Source organism: Herbaspirillum sp. RV1423 (genome assembly GCF_000577615.1).
In the GTDB taxonomy this organism is placed as follows: domain Bacteria; phylum Pseudomonadota; class Gammaproteobacteria; order Burkholderiales; family Burkholderiaceae_D; genus Herbaspirillum.
Map to the genome: position 1 here is coordinate 68,595 of NZ_CBXX010000015.1, position 12,394 is coordinate 80,988.

Annotated in this window: 12 protein-coding genes; 6 read left to right on the forward strand and 6 right to left on the reverse strand. The window is 60.4% G+C overall.

From position 1 onward, the window contains the following. Window positions 1-5: 5 nt before the first annotated feature. The 3 genes from RV1423_RS15390 to RV1423_RS15400 all read right to left on the reverse strand — a co-directional run bounded on the left by RV1423_RS15390 (window position 6) and on the right by RV1423_RS15400 (window position 3,107). Window positions 6-1,187 (reverse strand): acetyl-CoA C-acetyltransferase, encoded by a 1,182-nt coding sequence (locus tag RV1423_RS15390; RefSeq protein ID WP_197034945.1) that lies wholly within the window; start codon window positions 1,185-1,187, stop codon window positions 6-8. Window positions 1,188-1,383: 196 nt separating this feature from the next. Next, window positions 1,384-2,568, reverse strand: a complete 1,185-nt coding sequence (locus RV1423_RS15395) for an isovaleryl-CoA dehydrogenase (protein WP_034298255.1) — start codon at window positions 2,566-2,568, stop codon at window positions 1,384-1,386. 107 nt (window positions 2,569-2,675) lie between these two features. Further along, window positions 2,676-3,107 (reverse strand): MerR family DNA-binding transcriptional regulator, encoded by a 432-nt coding sequence (locus tag RV1423_RS15400; protein WP_034298256.1) that lies wholly within the window; start codon window positions 3,105-3,107, stop codon window positions 2,676-2,678. A gap of 160 nt (window positions 3,108-3,267) precedes the next feature. Here RV1423_RS15400 and RV1423_RS15405 point away from each other — a divergent pair, with 160 nt between their 5' ends. Next, on the forward strand, window positions 3,268-4,332 hold the full coding sequence (locus RV1423_RS15405; RefSeq protein WP_034298259.1) for an MBL fold metallo-hydrolase: 1,065 nt from the start codon (window positions 3,268-3,270) through the stop codon (window positions 4,330-4,332). 80 nt (window positions 4,333-4,412) lie between these two features. On the opposite strand, the gene def is transcribed toward RV1423_RS15405, so the two are convergent. Next, window positions 4,413-4,940 carry a peptide deformylase gene (def, locus tag RV1423_RS15410; protein WP_034298261.1) on the reverse strand — a complete coding sequence of 176 codons (528 nt, stop codon included), beginning with the start codon at window positions 4,938-4,940 and terminating at the stop codon, window positions 4,413-4,415. Between the two features lie 62 nt (window positions 4,941-5,002). Beyond that, window positions 5,003-5,317, reverse strand: coding sequence for a hypothetical protein (locus RV1423_RS29855; protein ID WP_155835119.1), 315 nt, complete (start codon window positions 5,315-5,317; stop codon window positions 5,003-5,005). Between RV1423_RS29855 and RV1423_RS15415 the strand changes: the two genes are divergently transcribed. The 4 genes from RV1423_RS15415 (at window position 5,316) to RV1423_RS15430 (ending at window position 10,714) form a co-directional block, all read left to right on the forward strand. Then, the gene (locus RV1423_RS15415) at window positions 5,316-5,960 is read left to right on the forward strand and encodes a hypothetical protein (protein ID WP_155835120.1); all 645 of its coding nucleotides are present in this window, start codon (window positions 5,316-5,318) and stop codon (window positions 5,958-5,960) included. The two genes, RV1423_RS29855 and RV1423_RS15415, sit on opposite strands and share 2 nt — an antisense overlap. An 11-nt stretch (window positions 5,961-5,971) precedes the next feature. Beyond that, a complete protein-coding gene (dprA, locus tag RV1423_RS15420) occupies window positions 5,972-7,117 on the forward strand; it encodes a DNA-processing protein DprA (RefSeq protein ID WP_034298266.1) in 1,146 nt (381 codons plus the stop codon). A 126-nt stretch (window positions 7,118-7,243) separates the two neighbouring features. Beyond that, a complete protein-coding gene (locus RV1423_RS15425) occupies window positions 7,244-7,720 on the forward strand; it encodes a DUF494 family protein (protein ID WP_034298268.1) in 477 nt (158 codons plus the stop codon). Window positions 7,721-8,074: 354 nt separating this feature from the next. Then, entirely contained in the window at window positions 8,075-10,714 is a 2,640-nt protein-coding gene (locus RV1423_RS15430; RefSeq protein WP_034298270.1) for a DNA topoisomerase III, read from the forward strand. 84 nt (window positions 10,715-10,798) lie between these two features. Here the strand turns inward: RV1423_RS15430 and RV1423_RS15435 are convergent, their stop codons facing one another. After that, a complete protein-coding gene (locus tag RV1423_RS15435; protein ID WP_034298272.1) occupies window positions 10,799-11,575 on the reverse strand; it encodes an exodeoxyribonuclease III in 777 nt (258 codons plus the stop codon). A gap of 114 nt (window positions 11,576-11,689) precedes the next feature. Here RV1423_RS15435 and pyrE point away from each other — a divergent pair, with 114 nt between their 5' ends. Continuing rightward, window positions 11,690-12,355, forward strand: a complete 666-nt coding sequence (gene pyrE, locus RV1423_RS15440; RefSeq protein WP_034298274.1) for an orotate phosphoribosyltransferase — start codon at window positions 11,690-11,692, stop codon at window positions 12,353-12,355. Window positions 12,356-12,394 lie beyond the last annotated feature (39 nt).

Genomic DNA, 12,394 nt, shown 5'->3' on the forward strand with positions numbered 1-12,394 from the left:
CATCCTCAGATCAGTTCGATTGCCAGTGCCGTGCCTTCGCCGCCGCCGATGCACAGCGAGGCCACGCCGCGCCTGCCGCCGGTTTTCTTCAGCGCGCCGATCAGCGTGACGATGATGCGCGCACCGGAGGCGCCGATGGGATGGCCCAGCGCGCAGGCGCCGCCGTGGATGTTGACCTTGTCGTGCGCGATGCCGAGTTCCTTCATCGCGGCCATCGGCACGGCGGCGAAGGCTTCGTTGATCTCGAACAGGTCGACGTCGGCGGTGCTCCAGCCGATCTTCTTGTACAGCTTGTTGATGGCGCCGATCGGCGCGGTGGTGAACCAGTTCGGTTCCTGCGAATGGCGCGCGTGGCCGACGATGCGGGCAATCGGCGTGCTGCCGAGTTTTTTCGCGGTCGATTCGCGCATCAGCACGAGCGCGGCGGCGCCGTCGTTGATCGAGGACGACGAGGCGGCAGTGATGGTGCCGTCTTTCTTGAAGGCGGCTTTGAGCGTCGGGATTTTTTCGATCCTGGCCTTGCGCGGACCTTCATCGGTGTCGATGACGACATCGCCGGCGCGCGTGGCGACCGTGACCGGCGCGATTTCCCATTTGAACGAACCATCGGCGGTGGCCTGCTGCGCGCGTTTGACCGAGGCGATGGCGAAGGCGTCCTGGTCCGCGCGCGTGAAGTGGTATTTCGCCGCGCAGTCTTCAGCGAAGGTGCCCATGGCGCGGCCTTTGTCGTAAGCATCTTCGAGGCCGTCCAGCATCATGTGGTCGTAGATCATGCCGTGGCCGATGCGATAGCCGCCGCGCGCCTTCGGGATCAGGTAGGGCGCGTTGGTCATCGATTCCATGCCGCCGGCAACCACGACGTCATTGGTCCCCGCGAGGATCGAGTCGAAGCCGAACATGGCGGCCTGCATCGCCGAGCCGCACATCTTGGACAGCGTGACGGCGCCGGCCGACACCGGGATGCCGGCCTTGATCGCCGCCTGGCGCGCCGGCGCCTGGCCTTGTCCTGCCATCAGGCAGTTGCCGAACAGGACATCCTGCACCTGATCGGGGGCGACGCCGGCGCGTTCGAGTGCGGCCTTGATTGCGGCGGCGCCGAGTTCGTTGGCGGAGAGCGCCGACAATTCGCCCTGGAAAGCGCCCATGGGAGTGCGCGCGGCGCCGACGATAACGATAGGGTCTTGCATGATCTTCTCCTGCTGGCTAGTTAATGAAATACGTGAACAAAGTATGGAAATGGTGAAATCTGAAAAACTCTTTTACACAGCAAACTTGGCAGATCTGTCGTCCTGACGAAAGTCGGGACCCAGCGTTCGCCGGGACGACGGAAATGAAGCGTAACTGAGAGATGCTTAAAGAACGGCATGTGGTTCTCGTCGCTGCTTATATCGTTTCTGCAAACAGTTCGCGACCGATCAGCATGCGGCGGATTTCGCTGGTGCCGGCGCCGATCTCGTACAGTTTGGCGTCGCGCCACAGGCGCCCGGCCGGATATTCGTTGATGTAACCGTTGCCGCCCAGGGCCTGGATGGTTTCGCCGGCCATCCAGGTGGCCTTTTCGGCGGAGTAGAGAATCGACCCGGCGGCATCCTTGCGCAAGGCGCGCGCCGCGTCGGGCGTCTTCGCGCGGTCGCAGGCCTGGCCGACAGCGTAGACGTAGGCCTTGCACGCCATCATGGTCGAATACATGTCGGCGATCTTGCCCTGCATCAACTGGAATTCGCCGATCGCCTGGCCGAACTGCTTGCGGTCGTGCACATAAGGCACGACCACATCCATGCAGGCCTGCATGATGCCCAGCGGGCCGCCGGACAATACGGCGCGTTCGTAATCGAGGCCGGACATCAACACATTGACGCCGCGCCCGACGCCGCCGAGCACGTTTTCGGCCGGCACTTCGCAATCCCGGAACACCAGCTCGCCGGTGTGGGAACCGCGCATGCCGAGCTTGTCGAGTTTTTGTGCAACCGAAAATCCCTTGAAGTCCTTTTCGACCAGGAACGCCGTCATGCCGCGCGCGCCGGCCTCGATGTCGGTCTTGGCGTAGACCACCAGCACGTCGGCGTCGGGACCGTTGGTGATCCACATCTTGCTGCCGTTGAGCACGTAGCGGTCGCCTTTGAGATCGGCGCGCAGTTTCATGCTGACGACGTCGGAGCCGGCATTGGGTTCGGACATGGCGAGCGCGCCGATGAAGTCGCCCGAGATCAGCTTGGGCAGGTATTTGTTCTTTTGCGCGGCAGTGCCGTTGCGCTTGATCTGGTTGACGCACAGGTTGGAGTGCGCGCCGTAGGACAGGCCGACCGAGGCCGAGGCGCGCGAGATTTCTTCGAGCGCGACGATGTGGGCCAGATATCCCATGGCGGCGCCGCCGTATTCTTCGTCGGCGGTGATGCCGAGCACGCCAAGGTCGCCCATCTTCTTCCACAAGTCCATCGGGAACTGGTCGCTGCGGTCGATTTCCGCCGCGCGCGGCGCGATTTCCGCCTGCGCGAATTCCGCCACGCTGGCGCGCAGCGCGGCAATGTCTTCGCCGTGATCGAAGGTCAAACCGGGTAAATGGATCATGTTGTGTCTCCTCGTCTGGATAGGTTCGTTATGATTTATATGGTTTACGTTAACGTCAATCAAATTGCGTGGTGTGCCTAAATAATGGGCAATCTTTGGTCATGCGTTCAGGCGGATTTGCGGGCGGAGGCGGCGCGTCTGGCGGGGTTCTTTTGCGACGGCGCGGTTTCCAGCAACTGCAGGCATTCGGCTTCGTGCGCGGCGATTTCCGCCAGCGTCACTTCGAGGTCTTCACGCTGGCGCTCAAGCTTTTCGCGATGCTGGGCGAGCACGCCGAGGAAGCGCTTCAACTGCGCTTCGGTGTCCTTGGGTGACTCGTACATGTCAACCAGGTTCTTGATTTCCGACAGGGTGAGGCCGAGGCGCTTGCCGCGCAAGGTCAGCTTGAGGCGGGTGCGCTCGCGCGCCGCGTAGACCCGGTTGCGACCGCCGCTGCCTTCTCGTTTCGGGCTCAGCAAGCCCTGATCTTCATAGAACCGGATCGCGCGCGGCGTGATGTCGAATTCTTTCGCCAGCTCGGTAATGGTATAGGTCGGCATGATCTCTGAATGGTGGCTTGCTACGGTTTTCGGAGTGTTGGTGGCACTTTACGTTAACGTCAAGTATATTGTAGGCTGCTCCGCAAAAAATGAAAACCATTCTTCGTTTTTTGCCAGTTTGCCAATACATTGGATTGCCTCCGATCACACCCAGGTACTCATGAACGCTCTTGAATCCCAACTTGAATACGCCTTCGGCGACACCCTGCCCGCGTTGGGCGCCACCCTTGAAGTCGCGCCCGGCGTGTTGTGGCTGCGCATGGGCTTGCCGTTCGCATTGGATCACATCAACTTGTGGCTGCTGGAAGACGAGGTCGACACGCCGGCCGGCCGGGTGCGCGGCTGGACCGCCGTCGATTGCGGCATCGCTACCGATATCACGAAAGAAAGCTGGGAGGCCATTTTCGCCACGCAGTTGCGCGGCCTGCCGATTCTTCGCGTGCTGGTCACGCATTGTCATCCCGATCACGTCGGCCTGGCGGATTGGTTGTGCCGACGCTGGCATGCGCCGCTGTGGATGAGCGCCGCCGAATACGGGTTCGCGCGCCTGATGTCGGCCGGTCTGCCGGGTGCGGACGGCAGCGCCGCGGCGCCGCATTTCCGCCTGCACGGCTTGACCGATGCCGAGCAGATCGCCAAGTTGGCTGGCCGCAATCATTATTATCAAAACCTGGTGCCGAGCGTGCCGCTGGCCTACACACGCATGCAGGACCAGCACATGGTTCGCATCGGCGGCCGCGACTGGCGCGTGATCACCGGCTTCGGCCATTCGCCGGAACATGTCTCGCTGTATGCCGGGGATGTGCGATTGCTGATTTCCGGCGACATGGTGTTGCCGCGCATCTCGACCAATGTCTCGGTATTTGCGATCGAGCCGGAATCCAACCCGGTGCAGCAATATCTGGATTCGTTGAAGAAATACGCCGGTCTGGCTGACGATACGCTGGTGCTGCCGTCGCATGGCAAGCCGTTCCGCGGCTTGCATACGCGCATTGCGCAACTAAACGACCATCATCGCGCGCGGCTGGCGGAAGTGGTCGAAGCGTGTGCGACGCCGCAGTCGGCCGTGGACATCTTGCCGGTCATGTTCAAGCGGCCGCTGGATACGCACCAGCTCAGTTTCGCGCTCGGCGAGGCCGTGGCGCATTTGCACAAGCTGTGGTTTGACGGCGTGTTGCAGCGTCAACTCGGCGAAGACAAGGTATATCGCTTCGTCGCAGTGTGATGCGCGCCTGATCGTCATTCATACGGAATGAAAAACGGCCTGCTGATGCAGGCCGTTTTTATTTTGCAGCGAGCAGCGAATCAGCGCGCGCCGGCATGTTCGCGTTTCAGTTCGCGTTCTTCCTTTTGCAGCTTGGCCTTGATGCGGTTGCGCTTGAGCGGCGACAGGTATTCCACGAAGACCTTGCCTTTCAGGTGGTCCATTTCGTGTTGGATGCAGACCGCCAGCAGGCCGTCCGCTTCCACTTCGAACGGTTTGCCGTCGACGTCGAACGCACGCGCCTTGACGCGTGCCGGACGTTCGACGCCATCGTAAATGCCGGGCACCGACAGGCAGCCTTCGTCGTAGACCTGCTTTTCTTCGCTGGCCCAGGTGATTTCCGGATTGATGAAAACACGCAGTTCGTTGTTGGTGTCGGATACATCGATGACGATGACTTGCTCGTGCACGTCGACCTGGGTCGCGGCCAGGCCGACGCCCGGCGCGGCATACATGGTTTCGGCCATGTCGGCGACCAGTTTTTTGATGCGATCGTCAAACGCGGTCACGGGTTTGGCGATCTTGTGCAGTCGGGAATCCGGGTAACGGAGGATATTCAATAAGGCCATACATATCTACTTGCTGCGCTATCTGCGCTCTATAGCGATAGCTGCGGGTTGTTCTTGCCAGTTCAAGGATTTCTCGGCAGAATCTGCATTTTATTATCAATGTTGCAACAAAATATATCAGGCCATATCAGGCTGATTCCGATTATTTGCCGCATCCGGGGGCAATCTTTGAAAAAGTTTAGCATAGCCGCCGTATTCTTCCTGCTGCCGGGCTTGTGCGGCGCGGTTTGGGCATCTGCTTCGGAGGAGGCGGCGACGACGGTACTGCTCGCGCCCGCGATCAGATCGGGGGCGCTGCAGCAAGCTTTGCCGCAGAGGTTTTTTCCGCGTTCCGGGGCGTTTGTTTCAGCATTGCCTGTCGCAGTCGATGCCGCCATGTTGGACCATGCACCGCGCATTGTCTCCGCACCGGAACAACGCATGCATCTGGGCAAGGGCGATCGCATGTATGTAGAGGGCGATGTGCAGGGCGCGGCGGAATTTCTGATCGTGCGTTCGACGCAGCGTCTTCGGGATCCGGTCAGCGGCGAGCATCTTGGCGATGAAGTGATGCAGCTCGGCGCGGCGAAGCTGGTGCGCAAGGCGGGCGATGGTTTGCACGCTTTCTTCATTTCCGATTCCAGGCAGGAAATCGTCATCGGTGACCGCTTGCTGCCGCATTTGCCGAAGTCGGATGAGTCGCTTGCCGCCGGCGCGCCACGTAATCCCGGCGCAGCGCTCGATGCGCTGATCGTGTCGGTCTCCGACGGCGCCGTCCATGCGGCGCAACACCAGGTCGTCAGCATCAACAAGGGCGCGCGCGATCAGCTCATGGAAGGCGCATCGTTTGCCTTGTACGCGACGGCGGACAAATTGCGCAGAGAGACAAAAGAACAGACGCCGGAACAGGAGCCCCGCTTGCCGGAGGAAGAAAGCGGCCGCTTGTTGATTCTGCGCGTATTCGAACGCGTGTCGTACGGCTTGATTACGCAAGCCGTCGCACCGTTGCGGGTGGGAGACAAGGTGCGTGCGCCACACTGAAGAGATTAGCGATGTCGAATACCGATCATATGAATGACGAAACGGAACAGAGGGAACTGAGCAACTGGATCCGTTTCACGCAAACCGAGGGCGTCGGCGTGGAAGCTGCCCGGCGTCTCTTGTCCGCCTTCGGCATGCCGGCCGACATCTTCGCCGCCGCTTTCGATGACTTGCGCGCGGCGACGTCCGAGCGTATCGCGCGTGCGCTCCTGAAGCCGCCCTCGCCGATGATGCAAAACAATGTCCAACGCGCGCTGGAATGGGCGGCGCAGCCCGGCCATCGTATCGTCACGCTGGCCGACGCCGCTTATCCGCAGGCGTTGCTCAACATTGCCGATCCGCCCATCCTGCTCTATGCAAAAGGACGTAGCGAATTGTTGCAGGCGACTTCGCTGGCGGTGGTCGGCAGCCGCAATGCCACGGTCCAGGGCATACAGAATGCCGAGCGCTTTTCCGAGGCGGCCAGTCGCGCCGGACTGACGGTGGCGTCGGGGCTGGCTCTGGGGATCGACGCGGCGGCGCATCAGGGCGGTTTGCGCGGTGGCGCATCGAGCGTTGCCGTCATCGGCACCGGCATCGATATCGTGTACCCGGCGCGCAACCGTACGCTCGCGCATCGACTCGCCGAAGAAGGCTGCATTGTCAGCGAATATCCGCTCGGCGTGCCGCCGATTGCCGGCAATTTTCCGCGTCGCAATCGCATTATTTCCGGGTTGGCGCGCGCGGTGCTGGTGGTCGAGGCGGCAGCGCAATCGGGGTCGCTGATCACAGCGCGCACGGTGGCGGAGCAGGGGCGCGACGTGTTCGCGATTCCCGGCTCGATTCATTCGCCGCTGTCCAAAGGTTGCCATCTGCTGATCAAGCAAGGCGCCAAGCTGGTGGAATCGGCACAGGACATCCTCGAAGAAATCGGCAAGCTGCCGCTGACGGAGCCGAGGCAACTGGCGTCGGCGGGCGCGACAAATGTTGCTGATGATTCATCAATTGCGGATGGCGACCAGGTGCTTAACGCCATGGGCTTCGATCCGGTGGATGCCGACATGCTCGGCATGCGCAGCGGACTCGGCGCCGCTGCGTTGGCGGAGCGTTTGCTGACGCTGGAACTGGCGGGCGCGGTGGAGTGCCTGCCGGGTGGACGGTATCGTCGCGTCGACTAGACAATCAATTAGTCTCTAGGTAACTCGCAGATGACAACGCACAAGATATTCTGCGCAAATGTCAAAATCCTGCCATACTGGATTCGTAGACTTGTGTTGTCACAACCTTCGCGATAGAGTAGAGCCATGTTCGACGTCCTTGTTTATCTGTACGAAACCTACTATCGCCCCGATGCCTGCCCTGAACCAGCGGCTTTGGTCAAGAAATTGTCCGCCATCGGTTTTGAGGAAGAGGAAATCACCAGGGCGCTCGGTTGGCTGACCGATCTGGAAGAAGCCAATCACGAGTTCGCTGATCGGTATCCTCAGCAGACGGCCTTTTCCTTCGGTATCCGTATTTACGCCCAGCAAGAGATGGATGTGCTCGGCACGGAAGCCGTCGGTTTCATCCAGTTCCTTGAATCCGCCAAGATGCTCAATGCCGTGCAGCGCGAAATCGTCATCGAGCGCGCGCTGGCCATCGGCGATGCGCCGGTGTCGCTCGAGAAGCTCAAAGTCATCGTGCTGATGGTCTTGTGGAGCCAGGGCAAGGAACCGGACGGTCTGATGTTCGACGAGTTGTTTCTCGACGAAGAAGATAACGAACCGCGGCTCTTGCATTAACTTCAACAGAACGGCGTCCATGGCGGCGCCGTTTTTTATTGTCCGGTCGACATTGTGCATGGAGCGGGCCGGGGTTGAACGGAGGCAATCGCCAGGTCGGATGGCGCTTGTTTTTTTGACATCTGCCAACAGATTATCCGACGATGGCAACGTTCTTCGCGGACCACAGCCATACTGCCGCGCTTGCCGTTTGTTCCGCAACGCGCTTATCATTCCCCCCGCATTACTCGAATATTAGCTACTATATAAAAAGCGTATTGCCAATATGCAATACAAATTTTGCTGCGGCGCCTCATTTTGGTGCCGCAAGGCATCCGCTTACGACTCCTTTGCCTCCTCTTTGAGATCACATTTATGAGCAAGACCCTCATCATTGCCGAGAAGCCCTCTGTCGCGAACGACATCGCGAAGACGCTCGGCGGCTTTACCAAGCACGATGAGTATTTCGAATCCGACCAATACGTCCTGTCCTCGGCCGTCGGCCACCTGCTGGAAATCGCAGTGCCGGAAGAATACGACGTCAAGCGTGGCAAGTGGACTTTCACGCATTTGCCGATGATTCCGCCGCACTTCGCGCTCAACCCCATCGCCAAGACCGAATCGCGCCTCAAGGCGCTGTCCAGGCTGATCAAGCGCAAGGACGTCACCGGCCTGATCAACGCATGCGACGCGGGGCGGGAAGGCGAACTGATTTTCCGCCTGATCGCGCAGTACACCAAGGCCAAGCAGCCGGTGCAACGCCTCTGGCTGCAATCGATGACGCCGGGCGCAATCCGCGACGGCTTCGCCAATTTGCGCAAGGATGAGGATATGTTGCCGCTGGCCGATGCCGCGCGTTGCCGCAGCGAGGCCGACTGGCTGATCGGCATCAACGGTACGCGCGCCATGACCGCGTTCAATTCGAAGGAAGGCGGCTTCTACTTGACCACGGTCGGTCGCGTACAGACGCCGACTTTGTCGATCGTGGTCGAGCGCGAAGAGAAGATCAAGAAGTTCGTCCCGCGCGACTATTGGGAAGTGCGCGCCGAGTTCGTCTGCGCCGCCGGCATCTATGAAGGCCGCTGGCTCGACAAGATGCACAAGAAGGACGAGACCGATCCCGAGAAGCGTCCCGAGCGTTTGTGGAGCAAAGCCGCCGCCGAATCCATCGTCGCCGCCTGCCGTGGCAAGATCGGCACCGTCACCGAAGAATCCAAGCCGACCACGCAAATGGCGCCCGGCCTGTTCGACCTGACCAGCCTGCAGCGCGAAGCCAACTCGCGCTTCGGCTTCTCGGCCAAGAACACGCTCGGCCTGGCGCAGGCGTTGTACGAAAAGCACAAGGTGCTGACCTATCCGCGTACCGACTCGCGCCACTTGCCCGAAGACTATCTGCAGACCGTCAAGGAAACGATGGAGTCGCTGTCGGAGAACAACAACTATCATCAGTTCTCCAAGCAAATCCTCAAGCAGGGCTGGGTCAAGCCGAACAAGCGCATCTTCGACAACACCAAGATCAGCGATCACTTTGCGATCATCCCGACCACGCAGGTGCCGAAGAATTTGTCCGAGCCGGAACAGAAACTCTACGACCTGGTGACGCGCCGCTTCATGGCGGTGTTTTTCCCGGCGGCGGAATTCCAGGTCACGACGCGCTTTACCGAAGTCTCCGGCCATCAGTTCAAGACCGAGGGCAAAGTCATGACCAACCCGGGTTGGCTGGCGATCTACGGCAAGGATGTGGTTGACGAGAAAGACGAAAACAGCGGTACGCTGGTGGCGGTCGCCAAGGACGAAAAGGTCAAGACCGACAAGGTCACCGCCAACGGCCTGGTCACCAAACCGCCCGCACGCTACACGGAAGCAACGTTGCTGTCGGCCATGGAAGGCGCAGGGAAGTTGATCGATTCCGACGAGCTGCGCGAAGCGATGGCCGGCAAGGGTCTCGGCACGCCGGCCACGCGCGCGGCCATCATCGAAGGTTTGCTGAACGAAAAATACCTGATTCGCGAAGGCCGCGAAATGATGCCGACCGCCAAGGCGTTCCAGCTCATGACGCTGCTGCACGGCCTCGGCGTGGACGAACTGACAGAGCCAGAACTGACCGGTGAATGGGAGCACAAGCTGGCGCAGATGGAGCGCGGCAAGATCAGCCGCGACGAGTTCATGCGCGAGATCGCGCAGATGACGCAAATCATCGTCAAGCGCGCCAAAGAATACAACAACGACACCATCCCCGGCGATTACGCGACGCTGAAGACGCCGTGCCCGAACTGCGGCGGCGTGGTCAAGGAAAACTATCGCCGCTTCGCTTGCACCAAGTGCGAATTCTCGATGAGCAAGGTGCCGGGCGGGCGCCAGTTCGAGATTCCCGAAGTGGAAGAATTGCTGACCAATCGCACCATTGGTCCGCTGCAAGGTTTCCGTTCCAAAATGGGCCGTCCGTTCGCGGCGATCCTGAAGATCTCGCGCGACAACGAGATCAACAACTACAAGCTCGAATTCGACTTCGGCCAGAACGACGAAGGCGAAGGTGGCGAACCCGTCGATTTCAGCGAGCAGACCCCTCTCGGTCCTTGCCCGAAATGCGGCAGCGGCGTGTACGAAATGGGACTGGCCTATGTCTGCGAAAAGACGGTTGCCAAGCCCAAGGCCTGCGACTTCCGCAGCGGCCGCATCATCCTGCAGCAGGAAATCCTGCCGGATCAAATGGCCAAGCTGCTCAACGAAGGCAAGACCGACTTGCTGCCGGGTTTCATCTCGCAACGTACGCGGCGGCCGTTCAAGGCGTTCCTGGTGCGCGGCAAGGATGGCAAGATCAGCTTCGAATTCGAGGAACGCAAAGCCAAGGCGCCGGCCAAGGGCAAGGCTGCAGCGGCTGCGGAAGGCGACGGCGCCGAAGCGGCGGCCAAGGCCACGCCGGCAGCAGCGAAGAAGCCGGCCGCCGCCAAGAAACCTGCGGCGAAAAAACCTGCAGCGAAAAAGGCCGCGCCGAAGAAAGCTGCCGCCGCATAGGCGATCGGTTTTCTCCCGCGCACGAAAAAGCCCTCGTTTTTTTCGAGGGCTTTTTCATTGCTGCCGCGAACGTTCAGGCGGCGCTCACTGCTTATAATCGATCGTCAACGGCGCGTGGTCGGAGAAGCGCGCCGTTTTGTAGATGGCGGCGCTACTGGCCTTCTTGGCGATGCCGGCGGTGGCGATGTGATAATCGATGCGCCAACCGACGTTGTTGGCCCAGGCCTGGCCTCGATTGCTCCACCACGTATAGGCATCGCCGGTGGTGGTCGGATGCAGCACGCGATACACGTCAACCAGCCCGAGTTCGTCGAACACGCGCGACAGCCAGGCACGTTCTTCCGGCAGGAAACCCGAGTTCTTCTGGTTGCTCTTCCAGTTCTTCAGGTCGATTTCCTTGTGCGCGATGTTCCAGTCGCCGCAGATGACGATTTCGCGGCCGCTGTTCTTCAATTCCTGCAAGTGCGGCAGGAACACTTCCATGAAGCGGAATTTGGCCTGCTGGCGCTCTTCGCTCGATGAGCCCGAGGGGCAGTACAGTGAAATCACCGTGATGTCGCCGAAGTCGCATTCGACATACCGGCCTTCGTTGTCGAACTCTTCCACGCCGAAGCCGATGCGCACCGCGTCCGGGGTGCGCTTGCTGTACAGGCCGACGCCGGAATAGCCCTTTTTCTCGGCGTAGTGGAAGTGGCCGACGTAGCCGGCGGGGGCCAGGAATTCCGGCGTCATGTCGGCTTCCTGCGCCTTCAGTTCCTGCACGCAGATAAAGTCGGCGGATTCCTTGGCCATCCACTCGAAGAAGCCTTTTTTGGCGGCGGAGCGGATGCCGTTGAGATTGGCGGAGACAATTTTTGGCATGGTTTCAGGTATGAAAAGTCAGGCGCGTAGCATAACCGATTCATTTAAAATGTGGGCCTGCATGCCTTCGCCTCAGAGCAAGGTTGCCCCGCAAACAATTTCCAGGAATGTATTTTGAGCAACTTACGACAAGAATTCATTGAGTTCGCCGTTTCCGCTGGCGTCCTGCGCTTCGGCGAGTTCATCACCAAGGCCGGGCGCACCTCGCCTTATTTCTTCAATGCAGGGCTGTTCAGCGAAGGCGCCGCATTGGCCAAGGTCGCGCAGTTTTACGCGCAGACGTTGCAGGCGTCGGGCCTGGAATACGACATGCTGTTCGGTCCGGCCTATAAGGGCATCACGCTGGCTTCGGCCACCGCCGTTGCGTTGGCGGGCCTGGGCCGCAACGTGCCGTTCGCCTACAACCGCAAGGAAGCCAAGGATCATGGCGAAGGCGGCACGATCGTCGGCGCCAAGCTGCAAGGCCGCGTGGTGATTATTGACGACGTGATTTCGGCAGGCACCTCGGTGCGCGAATCGGTCGACATGATCCGCGCCGCCGGCGCCACGCCGTGCGCCGTGTTGATCGCTCTGGACCGCATGGAGCGCTCCGGCAAGGATGACGCCTTGTCGGCGCATTCGGCGGTGCAGGAAGTCGCCAAGACTTACGACATGCCGGTGATCTCGATCGGCAACCTGAACGATTTGCTGGAATACCTGGCGCATGCCGGCGCCGATGCGCAATTGTCGCAGTACAAGGATGCCGTGGCGGCGTATCGCACGCGTTACGGCGTTCAATAAAATGCCCCGCGCTGTTGCGGCGCGGGGCATGGTTCGTCA

What these genes read in the sequence shown, in the direction of transcription:
- RV1423_RS15390 (WP_197034945.1), bottom strand. Translation starts at nt 1,187, where the DNA reads ATGCAAGACCCTATCGTTATCGTCGGCGCCGCGCGCACTCCCATGGGC.
- RV1423_RS15395 (WP_034298255.1), bottom strand. Translation starts at nt 2,568, where the DNA reads ATGATCCATTTACCCGGTTTGACCTTCGATCACGGCGAAGACATTGCC.
- RV1423_RS15400 (WP_034298256.1), bottom strand. Translation starts at nt 3,107, where the DNA reads ATGCCGACCTATACCATTACCGAGCTGGCGAAAGAATTCGACATCACG.
- RV1423_RS15405 (WP_034298259.1), top strand. Translation starts at nt 3,268, where the DNA reads ATGAACGCTCTTGAATCCCAACTTGAATACGCCTTCGGCGACACCCTG.
- def (WP_034298261.1), bottom strand. Translation starts at nt 4,940, where the DNA reads ATGGCCTTATTGAATATCCTCCGTTACCCGGATTCCCGACTGCACAAG.
- RV1423_RS15415 (WP_155835120.1), top strand. Translation starts at nt 5,316, where the DNA reads ATGTTGGACCATGCACCGCGCATTGTCTCCGCACCGGAACAACGCATG.
- RV1423_RS29855 (WP_155835119.1), bottom strand. Translation starts at nt 5,317, where the DNA reads ATGGCGGCATCGACTGCGACAGGCAATGCTGAAACAAACGCCCCGGAA.
- dprA (WP_034298266.1), top strand. Translation starts at nt 5,972, where the DNA reads ATGTCGAATACCGATCATATGAATGACGAAACGGAACAGAGGGAACTG.
- RV1423_RS15425 (WP_034298268.1), top strand. Translation starts at nt 7,244, where the DNA reads ATGTTCGACGTCCTTGTTTATCTGTACGAAACCTACTATCGCCCCGAT.
- RV1423_RS15430 (WP_034298270.1), top strand. Translation starts at nt 8,075, where the DNA reads ATGAGCAAGACCCTCATCATTGCCGAGAAGCCCTCTGTCGCGAACGAC.
- RV1423_RS15435 (WP_034298272.1), bottom strand. Translation starts at nt 11,575, where the DNA reads ATGCCAAAAATTGTCTCCGCCAATCTCAACGGCATCCGCTCCGCCGCC.